Consider the following 18,738-nt stretch of genomic DNA (forward strand, 5'->3'; position numbering starts at 1 on the left):
CAGAATAAGCAGAGACTGCTAGCTGATAAAAATTAGCTACTCATAAAAGAGTGAGGAATCCCACTTTTTTATAGACCAATGACCGTTGCAAAGAAAGGAACTACTAAAACAGTAACTACGCCAACCACTACGACAGAAATACTAGCCATAGCAGCCTCTGTTTCGCCCATTTCCATGCCAACTGCCACACCTAGGGCATGTCCGGCCGCACCTAAAGCTAAACCTTTGGCGATTGGATTGTTAATTTTAAACCATTTCAATGCAATTCGGCCCAAGGCATAGGTTAGTACACCATTGAAGATTACAGTAAACGCCGTAATGGAAGCAATGCCACCAACAGTTTGAGAAATAGGTACGGCAATCGCTGTTGTAGCTGCTTGTGGTAAGATTGAGGCCACTAAATGATTATCCATGCCAATCACTTTTCCTGCAAAATAAACAGCCACTAGCGAACCAAAAGAACCAATTGTTAACGCCGTTAAAATTTCTAACCAATATTTTTTCAACACGTCTCTCTTTTTATATAAAGGAATCGCAAACGCTACTGTCGCAGGCTCTAGAAAGAAGCTGATATATTTGCCACCTTCATTGTATTGCTCGTAACTAATTCCTGTTACTTTTAAAACGACAACGCCTAAAATCATCGCAACGAATAATGGCGTAAATAAGAAGAAACCTTTACTTTTTTTAAACAACCAAGTACCTATGCCAAATACAGCTAATGAAATAATAATGCCAACATACGGATTCATGCGCGAACCTCTCCTTTCGCTTTCTTCGTTGCTGCGGGTTCTTTTTCTTTTCGAGCATCTTTCATATGCAATAAAAAGGCGCCCGTCCAACCAGTCGTTGCTAGTAACGCTAATGTTGCTACTAAAATAACAAAAACAATTTGAACGCCAAATTGTTGCATAATCCCTAAAGAATTAACTAAGGAAATCCCTGAAGGAACAAATAAAAATGTAATAACCGTTGATAAGCTATTACCTAGCCCTTCCACTTGCTCCAATTTAACAACTTTTGTACATAAACCAATGAACAATAACACCATGCCAATTACTGAAGCAGGCATTGGTATTGGGGAAATGAACGCCAAGCCGTTGGCGATTAACATAATAATGGCAAAAACTGCTGCTTGTTGTAAAAATGAATATACTTTCTTTTCCATGCTTCTTCGCTCCCTTTTGTCTGTTTTCTATGGGTTAAGTATATAAAGAAAACGTTTTTTTAAGGGCTTTTTTTCATGAAATGCCAGAATTTCTTCACCAAATGCAAAAATCACCACTTGAAATGCATTCGACATTTCAAGTGGTGATTTTTTAACTTAAGCCAAGTTTTTCTTTAAATTCTTTGACGTATGAACGGCTAACAGGTACTTTTGAGCCGTTGGTTAAAATCACTTGCAACGTGTTATTAAACCACGGCTGAATTTCTTGAATTTTTGTTCGATTCAAGATGAAACTTCGATGCGTTTTAATAAAGAGCGTGGCAGGTAATTTTTGTTCGATACTGTTGAGGGTCCCTGTCATCTTGTAGACCTGTTGATCCACAAAAATGCTCAGTTGCCGTTCTTCGACAGAAACGAGGTAAATATCTTCTGGCGCCACAAGATAAATGCGGTCTTCCCCTTGAATAGGTATTGCTTCAGATTTCGGTCCTTTTTCGGCAGTGTTTTCTGGGACAGCTTGAGCCATTTCTTTCGATGCTTTTTCAATGACTTGTGTTATTTTTTCTTCTTCAAAAGGTTTCAAAATATAATCTTTTGCATTCACTTGAAAGGCCTTTAACGCATATTGATCATAGGCGGTTGCAAAGACCAAGTAGGGCGCTTTTTTAAGATGGGTTAATTTTTCCGCTAAATCAAACCCGCTTTCATCGGTCAAATGAATATCTAAAAATAACAAATCTGGCTTTTGATCCATCATCTCTTCCATTGCCTCCGCCACAGAATCCGCTTCTGCAACGCTCGTCACTTGCGGATGTTGGGAAACAAGATAGCTCAATTCTTCTCGTGCTAAGGGCTCATCATCAACGATTAATACGTGCATCTAATTCCTCCTGTTCCATCGGGATTTCTAAATGAACATGGCTCCCGCCTGTTTCTAAATTTTCAATTAAAAAACAACCTTCTGATCCATAAAGGTTCGCCATTCTGCGGGACAAGTTTTCCAGTGCCGTGCCGGTGCCTTTTTCCGAAGTCACTGTTGTCTTTCCTAATAGCAAGCGGCGTTCTTCAGGAATCCCTTGCCCATTGTCATACACATCCACATGTAATTTGTGTTGTTTTGCTTTGACCACTACCCGGACTTGATTGTTCTCTTTACGGCTGCCAAATGCATGCTTGATGGTATTTTCCACTAACACCTGAATCGCATACGGCGGTACTTTTTCTGAAGCAACCGCTTCTTCTACGTCAAATGTTACTTGATAACGATTCGGAAACCGTGCTTGTTCTAATGACAAATAGGCTTTTACTTGTTCTAGTTCTTGTGAAACTGGGATCGTAGTTTGCACGGCTCCCTGCAAGTTGCCTCGAAAGTATTTGCTTAATTGGAGCAATAGTTTCCGCGCTTTTTCACTGTCTTTCCGCATTAATGCGGAAATAGTATTGATGGCATTAAAGAAGAAATGCGGGTTCACTTGCGCTTGCAAGGATTTAATTTCAGCTTCTTTAAGTAATTTTGATTGTACTTCCGCTTCCCCTAATTCAATTTGTGAAGAAAAAATTGTCCCAAGACCTTCTGCTAACTGTTCCTCGACATGCGTTAACTGCGCTGGATCCGTAAAGTACATTTTTAAGGTGCCAACAATTTGCTGATGGGAAAATAATGGAATCACAATCGCCGCTTGCAACGGACAATTAGGGTCCGAACAACCAACTTCTTCTTTGGCATGCGCGATGGTCATTTGGCCCGTCCGTAACACTTCCCGAGAAAGCTCCGTGATGACTTCTAGCTCTGGAATATGATGGTCGCTTCCTGCGCCAACATGAGCTAAAATTTGATGACTGTTTGTCATGCTAATCGCACTGACTTTTGTATAATGCTTAATAATCTCCGCAACTTTTTTGCTGGAATTTTTATTGAGTCCTTCTCGAAAATATGGCAGTGTTTCCGCTGCTAATTCCAAAACATCGTGCGTCTGAACCGCTTTGGCCTGCTCTTCTTGTTTCAATGTCGTCGTTAGAATCGACATAAAAATGAACGTTCCTACGCTATTTAACAAAATCATCGGCAGCGCAATAAAACGAACCAACGTGGCCCCATCCGCTAGATCACCGCTGAAAAAGAAAATAAAAATCATCTGAATCATTTCCATGCACGCTCCGACAATGGCAGAAAAGCCGGCAGACGGAAAAACGGTTTGCTTTGCCATGCGGCTCCCTAAAAAACCGGCAATTAAGCCAACAATTAAAGAAGCAGGCACATAAAAGAAACTATGCCCCCCGCCTTGAATAACCCGATGAAAGCCAGCAATTAAACCAACCGTACTGCCGACAATCGGACCACCCACTAATCCAGAAACGCCAATTACTAACGTACGCGTATTCGCAATGGAAGCATTGCTGCTTAAATAGGTTAGTAAATTATTGGGGACAATCTGATTCTTAGCGATTTCGATACCTGTAAAATTAGAAATAATAGCAAATAAACCAAAAATCAAAATCAACTGAACTTTTGAAGACATTTTTTCACGACTTAATAAAACACGCTTAAAATAAGGCACATTCACTAAAAGAAAGGCCAGTAAAATAATTAAGCCCACCCGTTCCATCATTAAAATAAATAATTCGACCACACCGGTACCTCCTTCCTATTAACTATACTATAAATCAAGGAAAAGAAAAAAATGAAGCTTCTCAAAAAAGAGGCTTCATTTTTTCTATTCATTAAAACGCAGGAATATTAGCGCCTTTAGAATTTTTCTTGATGTATTCAGCAACTTCTTTTGTTGTCATCGCTTCTTTTAAAACCTTGATCTTTTCGCTATCTTTTTCGCCTTTACGTGTCACAACTTGCAATGCGTAATGTTTACTTGCTTCTTCATCTTCTAACAAAATCGCATCTTTCGTTGTTAAACCAGCAGGTTCTAAGTAGGCTGGGTAGCAGAACACCATAGCGATGTCTTTTTCATCATAGGCTTTAGCTAAATTCAGTAAATCAATGCTTTCAAAAGTGATGTTTTTAGGATTTTCCACGACATCTGCCACCGTGCCGTTAAAGCCGACACCTTCTTTTAATTTAATCACGCCGTTTGCATTTAAAATTGCTAAAGCACGACCTTCATTGGTTGGATCGCTAGGAATCCCCACTTTGGCATTTTCAGGTAAATCTTTCGCATCTTGGTATTCTTTTGAATAGAAACCACCAGCAAAATAATAAATCGGTTGCACAGCCACTAAATCAGCTTTTTTCTCTTTGTTAAACATTTCCATGAAGGGTTGATGTTGCGCAAAATTAGCATCCGCTTCGTCATGTTGCACGGCATCGTTGTAGGCAACATTGTCGCTCACTTCCATAATGTTAATTTTGTACCCTTTTTTCTCAGCTTCTTTCTTGGCAATTTCCAAGATATCTTTTGAAGATTCCAATTGCACGGCAACGGTAATCTCCTTGTCTTCTTTCTGGTCTGCTTGTTTATTTCCCCCACAGGCAGCTAAAATAACTGTTGCAATAACAGCGAATGTTGCTAAATAAAACTTCTTCATTCTTTTGTCCTCCTACTTTCTTTTGTCTAGTTTTTGGGCAATGAAGTTCCCAAGCATTTGTAAAATGAAGACCAGTGCAATCATAATCACAATGGCAACATACATAATACCGTATTCATACCGTTGATACCCGACACGAACTGCAAAATCGCCAATCCCGCCGCCACCAACAACACCCATCACCGTGGAATATGAAACCATACTCACTGTCGTGGTTGTGTAAGCAAGGACCAATCCGCTACGTGCTTCCACCAATAAAAAGTGCCAAATGTATTGGACTTTCGAGGTACCTAACGAATTAGCTAAAAAATAAATTTCTTCTGGAACATCCAACAGCACTTGTTCAACCAAGCGAGCAAAAATCGCGATCGCAACAATACTCAATGGCACAGATGAAGGAATTGGGCCAAACGCCTTTCCTAAAACAGAACGAGTGACTGGAATCAACGCAATCACAAATAATAAATAAGGAAACGAGCGAATAACAGTTACAATGAAATTTAAAACCCAGTACAGCCAAGGTTGATGCCCTTTGACTTTCGGATTAGCCAAAAATAGTCCTAAGCCTAAAGGCAAGCCAACAAGCAAACAGATAGCCATCGAAATCGACATCATAATCCCTGTTTCTTTTAAACCAATCAGCATAGATGGCCAATATTCGGCAAAGGTTTCTGAAAAAGTCATGGACGCAAACTCCTTTCCACCTTTTCTAAATAGGAAAGCGGTTCTTCCTCATATTGCTGAGGATTATTCAGAAATTCGCCAATTAGCTGACCTTTTTCCATCACTAAGATACGATTACATAAGCGCTTCACGGTTTCTAATTCGTGACTAACAAAGAAAATAGTCGGTCGGAATTCCTGATGCGTCTTATGTAATAGTCGAACGACACTTTCTGTATTTTCTTCATCTAATGAACTCGTTGCCTCGTCACATAATAACCATTTTGGATTACGGCTCAACGCTCGAGCAATAGAGACACGCTGTTTTTCCCCACCAGAAAGCTGAGCAGGATACGCTTCTGCCTTATGGGCCATATCAACAAACGTTAATAAACGCTCAATTTTTTCAGGCTGTTTCTCTTTTAAAAGTTTCAAAGGCAACGCAACATTATCATAAATTTTCAAATTTTCTAACAAATTGTAATGCTGAAACACCATCCCCATTTGTTGTTGCTGCTGGCGAACTTCTTTTTTAGAGAAGGTTTGAACATTTCTGCCATCAATGCGAATCTCCCCTTCACTCGGTTGTTCCATTAAATTCAACAAACGTAACAACGTGGACTTGCCAGAGCCACTTTTCCCAACAATCCCAACGATTTCTCCTGGTTGGACAGAAAAGTGAATATTTTTTAACGCGTGTGTCTCTTGATAGACTTTCGACACATTCACTAACTCAATCATGATTACCTCCTAAAGGCCGAAAAACAAACTATAACAACTAAAAAAACTGTATAACAATTAAAGTAATTCTGTGAAACGATTTAAAAAAACTATTACGAATCAAAAAATAACACACGTTTCGAAAAACAGCGTTATATCAGAGATGTAACTACTTACATCATCTACTAAAACAGAAAAAAAAGCAACCTTTTTATTTGTGAAAAAAGCACTATCTGTTTTTTGTCTGTATTATTTTGTACAAATGAATTAAAAATTTCCTGTTTCTACAGCTATTTCCCCACGCTCCTCTAAAAAAAGACATTCTCAGAAACGAGGCATCCAAAAAGGGAAAAGCGCTCGTAACGATAATGTCTCTAATGGTTTACTTTTTAAATACAACTGTTTCTTCGACAGTAATTCTTTCAGCCAATGATTGAATCACTGGACAGTTTGGGGAGACAAGCTTCAAACACCTTGTCGCCCGTGCTTGAAAGGCTTCTGGAACAGTCACATAAAAGAGAATCGTTACCTGTTTTAATGGTTGTGCGCGTCTCTCTACTTCTCTTGAATACGTGACTTCTATTTTTTCAAACTCAAAGGGAATGTGCGAATTTTCCAAAACGGATTGATACACGTACCCCCCACAAGCGCCAATTGCCGAAACGAGCATTTGAACTGGCGAATAGCCCTCTTCTTTTGCTAACACCCAGCGCGCTGTTTTCGTTTGTAATTCAAATTTTTCCACACCACGAATAATCGTCAAACGTTCTACCATTGCCATCTTCACTCCTTTTTACTCTTTCTTAAAAGATACTACAAAACAGCGCTAAAACAAACATTTCTAACTTCTCAACTTAGCAAGTCTTAAAAAAACGAAATTCTCACTTGACAAACAACGCAACACCTGATAATATACTTCCGTTCAAATCGTAACCGTTACGATTTAGATTTTATAAATCCAAAAAGAAAGGAAGTGCCTTATGGCTAAAAAATCAAAAATTGCTAAAGCAAAAAAACAACAAGCAATGATTGCAAAATATGCGCCTATTCGCCAAGCCTTAAAAGAAGCTGGCGATTATGAAGGTCTTAGCAAATTGCCAAAAGATGCTCATCCAAGTCGCTTAAAACTCCGCGATCAAACAGATGGGCGCCCACGTGGCTACATGCGTAAATTTGGCATGTCGCGGATTCGTTTCCGTGAATTGGCTCACCAAGGCTTGATTCCTGGCGTCAAAAAAGCAAGCTGGTAACTCATTATTTCGATAAAGACAACTAGCGAGGACAGTCGCATTTGGGCTGACCTCGCAGCCCCCTTTATCTTTATACGCAATTAAAAAAATCAAATTGGAGGACGGCACTATGCGCCAAACCATTACGTTAGCTTGCGCTGAAACTGGCGAGCGCCTTTACTTAACAAGTAAAAACAAACGAAATACACCAGAAAAATTACAGCTGAAAAAATATTCACCAAAACTACGGCGCCGCGCACTTTTCACTGAAGTCAAATAACAGGAGGAAAACTTGATGGGCATTCCAATCACCATTGTTTCTGGCTTTTTAGGCGCAGGAAAAACAACCTTAATTAACCATGCGCTTGCGCAGTCACCGTTTCCTAAAGAAGAAATTATTATTATTGAAAATGAATTTGGTCAAACAGGCGTTGATCACGCATTACTTTTACAAACCACGGAACGAATTATTCAATTAAATAACGGTTGCATGTGTTGCAGCTTACGAGGAGATCTTCTTGCCTCTTTATCAGCAATCTTAGAAGTGTACCAAGAAGAACAACAACCCATTGCCCAAGTCATTTTAGAAACAACGGGCATTGCTGATCCGCAACCAATCATTCAAACAATTTTAACGACCCCGCACATCAAAAATCATTTCTATATAGACAGTCTCTTAACGGTCGTTGATGGGCATCATTGGCAACAGCAGCTTCAAGAAGCCGAAGCCATCAAACAACTGGCCTTAGCAGATCGCCTCTTTTTTTCTGTCAAGGAACCAGCAGACATCACTCAGCTACCAACGTTCCAAGAAACCCTTCGTACCATTAATCCTTTTGCTGATATTTTATCCTTTCAAGCCAACGAGCCTCTTTTGGCTAGTGACTTTTTTCAATTAAATAAGTTTACGGCAACACTTACAGAACACGAAATGACTCATTCCCCGCATGAGCACGCCCACGAGCATCATCACCATACCTTTCACTCCCTTACGTTAACGGCGTCCTCAGCCCTCAACGAACCTCTTTTCACTCGTTGGCTTGATTGGTTAATGTATACACATCAGGAAAAGTTATACCGTTTCAAAGGGATTCTCGCCTTACAGGAGCATGACTTGGCCATTGCCATGCAAGGCGTCAACCAGCAAGTGGCCTTTCAAATGACGAATCAACCCCCTCAAGAAACGACAATTGTTCTGATTGGCAAAGAATTAGAGACAAAAAAAATTCAAGAAACCTTTCAAACCCTCAACAAAATAGCTACTCCGTAAATTATTTTTTACGAAATGGAGGTCCTATATATAATGGAAAAAACTGACTTATCTAGCGCTTATCGTCGACTGAAAAGTCCCAACATCAAAACACGAAAACGCGCACTTAAAATCATTAAAGAACATAAGCGCAATAAACAAAAGAAAATTGCGTAATTCACTAAAGGAGCACACCTATGAAAAAATTTACTCTTCCCCTGTTAGCCGCCTTATCGCTAATCCTTTTCGGCGCTTGCGGCAAAACAAACACCTCTGATAAAACCGCTGACGGTAAAGAAAAACTATCCATTGTCACGACTTTTTATCCTATGTACGATTTCACTAAAAATATTGTAGGCGATGAAGGAGACGTCAAATTGTTAATCCCTGCTGGTTCTGAACCACACGATTATGAACCATCCGCCAAAGATATGGCTACCATCCATGATGCGGATGTTTTCGTTTACCACAATGAAAATATGGAATCTTGGGTACCCAAAGCTGCTAAAGGCTGGAAAAATGGAGCCCCGAACGTCATTAAAGGTACCGAAAACATGGTCTTACTTCCTGGCAGTGACGAAGACGGACACGACCATGACCACGAACATGGCGAAGAAGGCCACCACCATGAATTAGATCCGCATACTTGGGTTTCACCCCATCGTGCCATCCAAGAAGTTACAAACATCAAAGAACAATTAGTCAAACTTTACCCTAAAAAAGCCAAAACATTTGAAACAAACGCAGAAAAATACTTAACAAAATTAACGGCCTTAGACAAAGAGTTCCAAACAGCTTTGAAAGACGCTAAGCAAAAAAGTTTTGTTACCCAACATGCTGCATTTGGTTATCTTGCCTTAGATTACGGCTTAAAACAAGTGCCAATAGCTGGTTTAACACCTGAACAAGAGCCAACTGCAGGGCGCTTGGCAGAGTTGAAAAAATATGTCACAGACAACCAAATTCGTTATATTTATTTTGAAAAAAATGCCAACGATAAAATTGCTAAAACGTTAGCTGACGAAGCGAATGTTCAATTGGAAGTCCTAAACCCGCTAGAAAGTTTGACACAAAAACAAATGGACAATGGCGAAGATTATCTTTCTGTAATGAAAGAAAACTTAACTGCTTTGAAAAAAACAACAGATACAGCTGGGAAAGAGGTTCAGCCAGAAACCTCTGAAAAAACAGAAAAAACCGTGGCTAACGGCTATTTCAAAGACAGTGAGGTGGCTGAGAGAACACTGTCAGATTACGCTGGAAATTGGCAATCCGTCTATCCTTTATTAAAAGATGGCACATTAGACCAAGTCTTCGATTACAAAGCGAAACTGAAAAAAGATAAAACACCAGCCGAATACAAAACCTACTATGATGCCGGCTATCAAACCGATGTCGACCACATCAACATCACTGATTCCACCATTGAATTTCTGGTCGATGGCAAACCACAAAAATTCACCTATAAAGCAGCCGGTTATAAAATTTTAAACTATGCAAAAGGCAACCGTGGCGTCCGTTTCCTTTTTGAAACAGACGATGCCAATGCTGGGCGGTTTAAATACGTCCAATTTAGCGACCACAACATCGCACCAACGAAAGCCGCTCATTTCCACATCTTCTTCGGCGGCGATAGCCAAGAAAGTCTGTTCAATGAAATGGACAACTGGCCAACGTATTATCCAAGCGACTTAAGCAAACAAGAAATTGCCCAAGAAATGATTGCGCATTAAGCATTCAAAAGAGAGGAGATAGCATTAGCTAAAATGCTGTCTCCTCTCTTTTTTTATTTAGTCAAGCACACCATGTTCTGCTTCAAACGTCGCTAACAACTGGCGCACTTCATCCGTTGATTTTGTATTCATTAATTGTGCTCTTAAATCACTGGCACCTGGAAAGCCTTTGACATAAATTTTAAAGAAGCGATGCAACCCAACGATGGAGCGAGGCACCAATTCTGCATATTTGTCTTGCAAATCCAATTGTAAACGTAGCAAGCCCAGCAATTCTTGTGGCGTATGTGTTTTGGGTTCTTTTTCAAAGGCATAAGGATTTTTAAAAATCCCCCGACCAATCATGATGCCATCTACACCATATTGTTCTGCTAATTCTAGGCCCTTTTGACGATCGGGAATATCCCCATTAATCGTAATTGTCGTTTGCGGTGCGACACGGTCCCGAATAGCCATAATTTGCGGAATGACCTCCCAATGGGCATCCACTTTGCTCATCTCTTTTCGTGTTCGCAAATGAATGGATAGATTCGCAATGTCTTGCTCTAATAAATGCGTAATCCACGCATCCATTTCCGCCATTTCAGTAAACCCAATGCGTGTTTTGACACTAACAGGTAAGCCACCTGCTTTGGCGGCGTCAATCAATTCAGCCGCGACTTCTGGGCGCAAAATTAACCCGCTGCCTTTTCCGCGCTCAGCCACGTTGGGTACAGGACAGCCCATATTTATATCTAATCCTTGAAAGCCCATCTCCGCTACGCCGATACTCATTTCACGGAAAAATTCCGGTTTATCCCCCCAAATATGTGCCACCATCGGCTGTTCATCTTTTGTAAAAACGAGGCGCCCGCGCACACTGTCTTTTCCTTCAGGATGACAATAACTATCTGAATTAGTAAACTCTGTAAAAAACACATCTGGCGCCCCAGCTTCTTTCACGACATGACGAAAGACCACATCAGTGACGTCTTCCATCGGTGCTAAAACAAAAAAGGGCTTTGGCAATGTTGCCCAAAAATTCTTGCTCATCTTCATATACTCCGTTTCTGATTTTTTCTTTATTTTCAACGACAACTTGTCGACATATTCTGGTGCGAAACATTGCTATTATACAGGGAAATGCACGAAGAATCAAAAAAGGCATACTTAGAAACAAGAAAACTGTCTGAATCTGCTCGCTAGAATGAGTGATTCAGACAGTTTAATCTTTTTACGGCTTAACTACGTAAGCCACGCCCTGTTTCTACAAGGTACCAACAAATGCCATATAAAACGACAATAAATAAGATTAAAATGGTCATAGAAATACCAATTGGCACATCTTGAACCCCTAGGAAACCGTAGCGGAACCCAGAAATCATGTAAACAATCGGATTAACTTTTGAGACAGCTTGCCAAAATGGCGGCAACATGGAAATGGCATAGAAAACCCCACCCAAATAGGTTAAAGGCTGTAACACAAAGGTCGGCACAATCGATACATCATCATAGGATTGCGCAAAAATACCATTTAACAAACCAGCTAAAGAAAAGAGAATCGCTGTCATCAATAAAGTCATGATGACCATCAGCCAAGAAACAACGTGCAATGGCACAAAAAATAGAGAAATGATGGTGACTAACGCACCGACCAAAATACTACGACCAACGCCACCAATCACAAATCCCCAAATAATCACATGAGTTGGAACTGGCGCCACGAGAATTTCTTCGATATTTTTCTGGAATTTTTGTGAGAAAAAGGAAGATGAAACATTGGCGTACGAGCTTGTAATGGCTGACATCATAATTAAACCTGGCACGATAAATTCCATATAAGAAAAACCGCCCATGTCGCCAATTCGCCCGCCAATCATTTTCCCAAAAATCACAAAATATAAGGACGTCGTAATCACTGGCGGTACCAGTGTTTGGACCCAAATCCGTAAATAACGGTTGGTTTCCTTCACAGCTAAACTTTTTAAAGCAGTAAAATACAGACTAAACATGTTGATCCTCCCTTTGGTACGTATCCTCGGTAATCTTCAAGAAGAGCTCTTCCAAACGGTTGGACTTATTCCGCATTGACAATACTTTGATTCCTTGTTGACTTAGCTGCTCAAACAAGTGATTGACTCCTTGGTTTCGTTCCACTTCCACCGCTAACGTTAACTCGTCCTCAAACACACTTTGATAGCCTTCAATAACTGGCGCCTGCGTATAAGGTGCTAAATCAAAAATAAACGTTTCAAATTGTAATTTTGCTAACAAGTGCTTCATGCTGGTGTTTTCAATCAATTCACCAGACTGAATAATCCCAATGTTGCGACACAACATCTCAGCTTCTTCTAAGTAATGGGTCGTCAAAATAATCGTGGTTCCCTGCGCATTTAACTCTTGTAAAAAGGCCCACATTTCACGGCGCAATTCAATATCGACACCTGCAGTTGGTTCATCTAAAATCAATAACTTCGGCTCATGCATCAGCGCGCGAGCAATCATCAAGCGACGTTTCATTCCGCCAGAAAGCATTCGCGCCCGTTCGTTCCGTTTTTCCCATAAATTGGATTGTTTTAAATACTTTTCACTCCGTTTCATGGCTTCTTTACGAGACACCCCATAATAGCCCGCTTGATTGACCACAATCTGCTGGACCGTTTCAAACGGATTGAAGTTAAACTCCTGCGGCACTAACCCAATCTGTTGCTTCGCCCGCACCATTTCCGTATCTAAATCATACCCAAAAATTTTGACTTTCCCCGAAGTCTTATTAACTAACGAGGTCACAATCCCAATCGTCGTTGATTTTCCTGCGCCATTCGGTCCCAAAAGAGCATAAAAATCGCCTTCTTCGACTGTTAAATCAATCCCTCGCAACGCTTCAACACCTGAAGCGTACACTTTGCGTAAATCTTGTATCACAAGAGCATCAGTCATTCGTAACTCTCCTTAATGTATAAATATTCATGAGTATTATTGTAACACTTCTCGATAAAAACGGGGGTTATTTTGATTAAATTTCACAGTTTTGCTTAGCTATTTTTCAACAACAAACTAGCCAACGAATAACGTGTTTATTTTGACTTGAAACTGTTTAAACAGTTTCAAGAGCGTTAAAACCCTTTCAAATCAAGGATTTAGAGTTCTCTTTTGTTGGCACAGAACTTGCTTTATATAAAAGTGAGGTGAAAAGAATGAAAAGAAAATTTTTAATTGCTAGTCACGGAAACTTAGCGAAAGGCTTCCAAAGTTCCTTGGATATTCTCGCAGACAAAGGAAAAGAGCTGGCGGTCATCAATGCCTATGTGACTCCTGAGGACTACACGCCAATTATTCAAACGTTTCTTCAGTCCCTTGGCGCAGAAGAACAAGCTATTATTTTAACAGATTTATATGGTGGTAGTGTCAATCAAAAAATTGTTCAAGAAGTCATGACGACAAAACCAGACAATGTTTTTATCATTTCCAATGCCAACTTAGCCATTGCCTTATCTCTGATTTTCTTAAAAGAAGGCGAAAAGCTAACCAAAGAAGATATTCAAGCAGCAATTGCTGAAGCACAAATTCAATTCGTTGAATTAAACCCATCAAATGAAGAAGAAAACTTTTTTTAGGAGGAAATTAAAATGATTACACAAGTACGAGTAGACGACAGATTAATTCACGGCCAAGTAGCCGTAGTTTGGACCAAAGAATTGAATGCCCCCTTATTAGTTGTAGCGAATGATGAAGCAGCCAAAAACGAAGTAATGCAAATGACGTTAAAAATGGCTGTCCCTAATGGCATGAAACTATTAATTCGCTCAGTCGATGATGCGATTGATGTCTTCAATGATCCTCGTGGCAAAGACAAACGAATTTTTGTAATTGTGAACAGTGTAGCGGATGCTACTAAAATTGCGAAAAACGTGACAGATATTGAAAGTGTGAATGTTGCCAACGCTGGCCGCTTTGATAAATCAGATCCAGCCACCAAAACAATGGTTTTCCCGAGTGTCCAATTAAACCCTGAAGAGTTAGAAGCTGCCAAAGAATTAGCCAGTTTGACTCACGTGGAAAGCTATAACCAAGTACTGCCAACCAACTCAAAATTAAGTCTAAAACAAGCCGTCAATTAAAAGGAGGAAATGAACAATGCTTATGCATGCAACAATGGCAGCCTTAGCTGTATTTATCTGTTTTGCTGGGAATTATTTAACTGGTCAAAGTATGATGGAACGTCCCTTAGTCGTTGGATTAGTCACAGGAATTTTAATGGGCGACATGAAAACAGGGGTCTTAATGGGGGCCTCTTTAGAAGCAATTTTCTTAGGAAATGTTAATATCGGTGGTGTTATCGCAGCGGAACCTGTAACTGCGACTACTTTAGCCACAACGTTTGCAATTATTTCAAATGTCGAACAAAAAGCCGCCATGACGTTAGCCGTACCAATTGGGATGTTAGCCGCTTTCGTGGTGATGTTTTTAAAAAATGTCTTTATGAATATCTTTGCTCCTTCTCTTGACAAAGCAGCACGTGAAGGCAACCAAAAAATGGTTGTGACACTGCATTACGGAACGTGGATCATTTATTATTTAATCATCGCTTCGATTTCATTTATCGGAATTTTAGCAGGAAGCGGGCCAGTAAATCTGTTTGTTGAAAGCATTCCACAAAATTTGATGAACGGCTTAAGCGCAGCTGGCGGACTTTTACCTGCCGTTGGGTTTGCTATGTTAATGAAACTATTATGGGATAATAAATTGGCCGTCTTTTACATTTTAGGCTTTGTTTTAACCGCGTACCTACAATTACCAGCCGTTGCGGTAGCGGTCATCGGGACAGTAATTTGTGTCGTGAGTGCCCAACGGGATGTAGAATTCCGCGACATTCTAAAAAGAAAACCTGCGGCGTCTTCTGCGGTTGAAGGCAGCGCGAAAGAAATCGAAGAGGAGGACTTTTTCGCATGAAGTTAAAAGAGAATTTATCTAAAGAAGAGAAAAAAATGATGCGCTCTGTTTTCTGGCGTTCTTGGACGATGAATGCTAGCCGGACAGGAGCTACACAATACCACGCAGTGGGTGTCATGTACACTTTACTCCCAGTCATCAATCGTTTTTATAAAACCAAGGAAGAACGGGCCGAGGCATTGGTGCGTCACACCACTTGGTTCAATGCAACCATGCATATCAATAACTTCATTATGGGGCTCGTTGCTTCGATGGAAAAACAAAACAGTGAAGACGAAAATTTTGATGCTAGCTCTATTACAGCAGTTAAAGCCTCACTAATGGGGCCACTTTCAGGCATCGGTGATTCCTTCTTCTGGGGCATCTTGCGTGTCATTGCTGCTGGGATTGGGATTTCATTAGCCAGCACCGGTTCGCCATTAGGGGCGATTGTCTTCTTACTTTTATACAACGTCCCTGCGTTCTTAATTCACTATTATGCGTTGTATAGCGGCTACTCAATCGGTGAAAGTTTTATCCAAAAAATGTACGAATCAGGTGGAATGAAGATACTCACAAAAGTATCAAGTATGCTAGGCTTAATGATGATGGGCAGTATGACTGCTTCAAATGTAAAATTCAAAACGATTCTTGAAGTTTCCGTTAAAGGAAGCAAAGACGTAGTTAAAATCCAAGACTATTTGGATCAACTATTCGTCGGTATCGTACCATTAGCCGTGACATTACTTGCTTTCTGGCTATTACGCAAAAAAGTCAATGTTAACGTAGTGATGTTTGGCATCATGTTCTTAGGCATCTTGCTAGGATTACTAGGCATCTGTTAAAATTGAAACAATAAACATTTAATTATTAAACACTTAGAGCCTGAGACAAAAATCCAAAGTGATTTTTATCTCAGGCTTAAAAGCTGATAAACGGCGGGAACAGAAGCAACCCTGTCCCGACCTCTCTTTTGGAAGGACGATGAATCATGCGCTTGGAGACCTACCAACACTTAGTTGATATTTTAGAAACCAGCAACACCCCGATGAGCACACAAGAAATTGCCACAAAAATTCAATTAAGCCGCTCGGTAACCAGCTTATACTTAAATAAATTATTGGAAAAAGGTGAAGTCCAACAAACGGGAAAAAAACCCGTTTATTGGCAATTAACCCGTGCAACAACCCCCACGACCGATGTGTTTCGACAATACATCGGTAGCCAAGGCAGCGCCAAAAAAGCCATTGAACAATGCAAAGCCGCTATGTTGTATCCCCCATTGGGTATGCCTTTATTAATCCATGGAGCCAGTGGCGTCGGCAAAAGCTTTTTGGCAAAGCTGATTTATGAGTATCTGAAAAACGAACAAATCATTGGCCTGGAAAAATTCTACACCTTTAACTGTGCCGATTATGCCAATAATCCCGAATTGCTATCATCTATTCTCTTCGGCCATACCAAAGGAGCATTCACTGGGGCTGAATCAGAAAAACAAGGACTCTTGGCCCAAGCTAATAATTCCGTACTCTTTTTAGATGAAGTACATCGATTATCCAACGAAAACCAAGAAAAACTCTTTCAGTTTATGGATACAGGGAGCTTCCGCCCTATTGGTGAAGAAGGAAAAATGGTGCATTCCAAGGTCCGGCTACTATTTGCGACCACCGAAAACCCGAAAAAAGTCTTATTACCAACCTTTTATCGCCGAATTTCCGTAATCGTCTCACTTCCGAACTTCAAAGAGCGCCCCATTCGAGAACGGATTGCGATTTTGAAAAACTTATTCCACCGAGAAGCGAAACGAATGACCAAAGACATCAACGTGGACGAAGAAATCTTTACGGCATTATTAGAAAATGACGAACCTGGTAACGTAGGGAGTTTATCCAACAAAGTGCAGCTCCTTTGCGCGTCGCAATTACGAAAAACTTTGCCCAATCAACCTGTCGTCATTGGCGATGCGACTCAACCAATGATTGCGATTCCTTTAGACAAAGAAGTGTTAGAAGAAGACACACTTTCTTCCGATATTTTCGCAACATTTGAAACCTTATTTACAAAAGAAAAAACACTGACCCACTTAAAAACTGAACTGACACAATTCATTAAATATTGTTTAGACGATGAAATAACCTTGGAAAATGATTACTTTTTACAAAACCTAGTCACGGAAGTCCAAACCAAAAACAAACTAATTATTAACCAACCTGAGCAAACTGAAAAACCGATGAAAGATGTTGCCAAATTGCTGAAAATTTTACCGCCAACATTTAACGAAACAGTGCTCCTTCCAGTCCAAGCACAGTTAAAAGAACACTATCCGCGAACGGTTTCCCTCGTGAAAAACTTAGTCAGTCCGCTGCCAGAAGAATACCGTTTTTTTACAGAGGTACTCTTATCTGTATTACTCAGTGGGGAAATTTCTGAAACGATTCCTTACCAAGCGCTCCTCGTGGCGCATGGTGAATCGACTGCCACAAGTATTCAAGCCGTTGCCAACAAATTATGTGGTACCTATATTTTCGATGCGATTAACATGCCCTTAACGTCCTCCGTACGAGATATCGTCGCCGAAGTTAAAGACTGGCTTTCTCAGCGGGACACATCACAAGGCGTCATTATGCTCGTCGATATGGGTTCTCTGACACAACTTTATAAAAGTTTGAAACCGCAAATTCTTGGAGAACTCTTGGTGATCAACAACCTGACCACTGCCTATGCGTTGGAAATTGGTCATCAATTAATGAACGAACAACTTTTCTATGGTATTGCTAAAACCGCTGAAAAAAAATTTAAAACCGATGTACAGTACTTTGAAGGCTTTTCAGTGGAAAAAAATATCATTGTCTCTAGTATTTCAGGTCTGGATATTGCCAAGCAAATCAAACAAATCTGTCAAAAATACCTGTATACTGATATTAAAGTCATTACCCTAAAATACAAAGATTTGGTAAACACGTTAGACATTGCCAACGCCGAAGAAAATTATTTAAAAGAAACCTCGCTCATTTTGACGACGTCCTACTTAGACAACCATACGAATGTTGCTAGCGTGAATCTCTTAGACATGTTAGACGAAGATGCAGGAACCCAGTTGATGGAACCTTTCCAAAACTTGATGCATCCCAATAACATTGATAGCATGATTAACGAATTTGTTCACTTCTTCTCGAAAGAAGGCTTGTCAGAAAAACTAGAATTTCTAAATCCTGACGTCATTATTAAACAAGTCGAAAATGTTACAAAAAACATTGAAAAACGTTTCGACCTCACACTCAGCGGCAAAATGAAATTTAACTTAATGATGCACAACGCGCTCATGGTAGAGCGGACAATGCTCGGCGTTGAAGACTATGAAATCCCTGCTAACCTAGAGGAACTAACCATTAACCAAAAACCATTTTTCCAAAATGCTAAAAACATTTTCTATACTCTAGAACAGTTTTATCGAATAGAAATTTCCAACTGGGAACTCTATGTGATTTATGAAATTTTGTCTTCTCGGTGAGGGGGGATGGGAAAG

The 18,738-nt window shown here is 40.2% G+C and carries 21 protein-coding genes; 10 read left to right on the top strand and 11 right to left on the bottom strand.

Going from position 1 to position 18,738, the window contains the following annotated elements:
* Positions 1–68: 68 nt before the first annotated feature.
* From lrgB to IGJ24_RS12740, 8 genes are all read right to left on the bottom strand, one after another.
* On the bottom strand, positions 69–752 hold the full coding sequence (lrgB, locus tag IGJ24_RS12705; RefSeq protein ID WP_002354830.1) for an antiholin-like protein LrgB: 684 nt from the start codon (positions 750–752) through the stop codon (positions 69–71).
* On the bottom strand, positions 749–1,168 hold the full coding sequence (lrgA, locus tag IGJ24_RS12710) for an antiholin-like murein hydrolase modulator LrgA (RefSeq protein WP_002354829.1): 420 nt from the start codon (positions 1,166–1,168) through the stop codon (positions 749–751). Before lrgA ends, lrgB begins: the two co-directional genes overlap by 4 nt.
* 151 nt (positions 1,169–1,319) lie before the next feature.
* Complete coding sequence (locus IGJ24_RS12715; protein WP_002354828.1) at positions 1,320–2,048, bottom strand: LytR/AlgR family response regulator transcription factor; 729 nt, start codon at positions 2,046–2,048, stop codon at positions 1,320–1,322.
* The gene (locus tag IGJ24_RS12720) at positions 2,029–3,798 is read right to left on the bottom strand and encodes a sensor histidine kinase (RefSeq protein ID WP_002367484.1); all 1,770 of its coding nucleotides are present in this window, start codon (positions 3,796–3,798) and stop codon (positions 2,029–2,031) included. The genes IGJ24_RS12715 and IGJ24_RS12720 overlap by 20 nt, the downstream gene beginning before the upstream one ends.
* 91 nt (positions 3,799–3,889) lie before the next feature.
* Positions 3,890–4,708 (bottom strand): MetQ/NlpA family ABC transporter substrate-binding protein, encoded by an 819-nt coding sequence (locus IGJ24_RS12725; protein WP_002354826.1) that lies wholly within the window; start codon positions 4,706–4,708, stop codon positions 3,890–3,892.
* A 12-nt stretch (positions 4,709–4,720) separates the two neighbouring features.
* Positions 4,721–5,392, bottom strand: coding sequence for a methionine ABC transporter permease (locus tag IGJ24_RS12730; RefSeq protein WP_002354825.1), 672 nt, complete (start codon positions 5,390–5,392; stop codon positions 4,721–4,723).
* Complete coding sequence (locus tag IGJ24_RS12735; RefSeq protein ID WP_002354824.1) at positions 5,389–6,111, bottom strand: methionine ABC transporter ATP-binding protein; 723 nt, start codon at positions 6,109–6,111, stop codon at positions 5,389–5,391. The genes IGJ24_RS12730 and IGJ24_RS12735 overlap by 4 nt, the downstream gene beginning before the upstream one ends.
* A gap of 361 nt (positions 6,112–6,472) precedes the next feature.
* Positions 6,473–6,871: an OsmC family protein gene (locus tag IGJ24_RS12740; protein ID WP_010823297.1), complete on the bottom strand. Its 399-nt coding sequence runs from the start codon at positions 6,869–6,871 to the stop codon at positions 6,473–6,475.
* Between the two features lie 199 nt (positions 6,872–7,070).
* Between IGJ24_RS12740 and rpsN the strand changes: the two genes are divergently transcribed.
* From rpsN to IGJ24_RS12765, 5 genes are all read left to right on the top strand, one after another.
* Positions 7,071–7,340, top strand: coding sequence for a 30S ribosomal protein S14 (gene rpsN / locus IGJ24_RS12745; RefSeq protein WP_002354822.1), 270 nt, complete (start codon positions 7,071–7,073; stop codon positions 7,338–7,340).
* Positions 7,341–7,449: 109 nt separating this feature from the next.
* On the top strand, positions 7,450–7,599 hold the full coding sequence (gene rpmG / locus IGJ24_RS12750) for a 50S ribosomal protein L33 (protein ID WP_002354818.1): 150 nt from the start codon (positions 7,450–7,452) through the stop codon (positions 7,597–7,599).
* Positions 7,600–7,614: 15 nt separating this feature from the next.
* Positions 7,615–8,589 carry a CobW family GTP-binding protein gene (locus IGJ24_RS12755; RefSeq protein WP_002392709.1) on the top strand — a complete coding sequence of 325 codons (975 nt, stop codon included), beginning with the start codon at positions 7,615–7,617 and terminating at the stop codon, positions 8,587–8,589.
* Positions 8,590–8,622: 33 nt separating this feature from the next.
* Positions 8,623–8,745 (top strand): putative metal homeostasis protein, encoded by a 123-nt coding sequence (locus tag IGJ24_RS12760; RefSeq protein WP_002383181.1) that lies wholly within the window; start codon positions 8,623–8,625, stop codon positions 8,743–8,745.
* 20 nt (positions 8,746–8,765) lie between these two features.
* The gene (locus IGJ24_RS12765) at positions 8,766–10,301 is read left to right on the top strand and encodes a zinc ABC transporter substrate-binding protein AdcA (RefSeq protein WP_129194118.1); all 1,536 of its coding nucleotides are present in this window, start codon (positions 8,766–8,768) and stop codon (positions 10,299–10,301) included.
* 57 nt (positions 10,302–10,358) lie between these two features.
* Here IGJ24_RS12765 and IGJ24_RS12770 read toward each other — a convergent pair whose 3' ends face one another.
* From IGJ24_RS12770 to IGJ24_RS12780, 3 genes are all read right to left on the bottom strand, one after another.
* On the bottom strand, positions 10,359–11,333 hold the full coding sequence (locus tag IGJ24_RS12770; protein ID WP_010823301.1) for a tRNA dihydrouridine synthase: 975 nt from the start codon (positions 11,331–11,333) through the stop codon (positions 10,359–10,361).
* Positions 11,334–11,521: 188 nt separating this feature from the next.
* Positions 11,522–12,292 carry an ABC transporter permease gene (locus tag IGJ24_RS12775; RefSeq protein WP_002354811.1) on the bottom strand — a complete coding sequence of 257 codons (771 nt, stop codon included), beginning with the start codon at positions 12,290–12,292 and terminating at the stop codon, positions 11,522–11,524.
* Entirely contained in the window at positions 12,285–13,220 is a 936-nt protein-coding gene (locus IGJ24_RS12780; RefSeq protein WP_002354809.1) for an ABC transporter ATP-binding protein, read from the bottom strand. The genes IGJ24_RS12775 and IGJ24_RS12780 overlap by 8 nt, the downstream gene beginning before the upstream one ends.
* Before the next feature lie 257 nt (positions 13,221–13,477).
* On the opposite strand from IGJ24_RS12780, the gene IGJ24_RS12785 reads away from it, so the two are divergent.
* The 5 genes from IGJ24_RS12785 to IGJ24_RS12805 all read left to right on the top strand — a co-directional run bounded on the left by IGJ24_RS12785 (position 13,478) and on the right by IGJ24_RS12805 (position 18,723).
* Positions 13,478–13,897, top strand: coding sequence for a PTS sugar transporter subunit IIA (locus IGJ24_RS12785; protein ID WP_002354802.1), 420 nt, complete (start codon positions 13,478–13,480; stop codon positions 13,895–13,897).
* Between the two features lie 12 nt (positions 13,898–13,909).
* On the top strand, positions 13,910–14,401 hold the full coding sequence (locus IGJ24_RS12790) for a PTS system mannose/fructose/N-acetylgalactosamine-transporter subunit IIB (RefSeq protein ID WP_002354800.1): 492 nt from the start codon (positions 13,910–13,912) through the stop codon (positions 14,399–14,401).
* Between the two features lie 16 nt (positions 14,402–14,417).
* Positions 14,418–15,233: a PTS mannose/fructose/sorbose/N-acetylgalactosamine transporter subunit IIC gene (locus tag IGJ24_RS12795; RefSeq protein WP_002365419.1), complete on the top strand. Its 816-nt coding sequence runs from the start codon at positions 14,418–14,420 to the stop codon at positions 15,231–15,233.
* Complete coding sequence (locus IGJ24_RS12800; RefSeq protein WP_002354796.1) at positions 15,230–16,057, top strand: PTS system mannose/fructose/sorbose family transporter subunit IID; 828 nt, start codon at positions 15,230–15,232, stop codon at positions 16,055–16,057. The genes IGJ24_RS12795 and IGJ24_RS12800 overlap by 4 nt, the downstream gene beginning before the upstream one ends.
* A gap of 146 nt (positions 16,058–16,203) precedes the next feature.
* Entirely contained in the window at positions 16,204–18,723 is a 2,520-nt protein-coding gene (locus tag IGJ24_RS12805; protein ID WP_289865726.1) for a sigma 54-interacting transcriptional regulator, read from the top strand.
* The last annotated feature ends 15 nt before the right edge of the window (positions 18,724–18,738 follow it).

Origin of the sequence: Enterococcus sp. DIV0546 (assembly GCF_051712785.1) — a bacterium.
GTDB classification, from domain to species: Bacteria; Bacillota; Bacilli; order Lactobacillales; family Enterococcaceae; genus Enterococcus; species Enterococcus faecalis.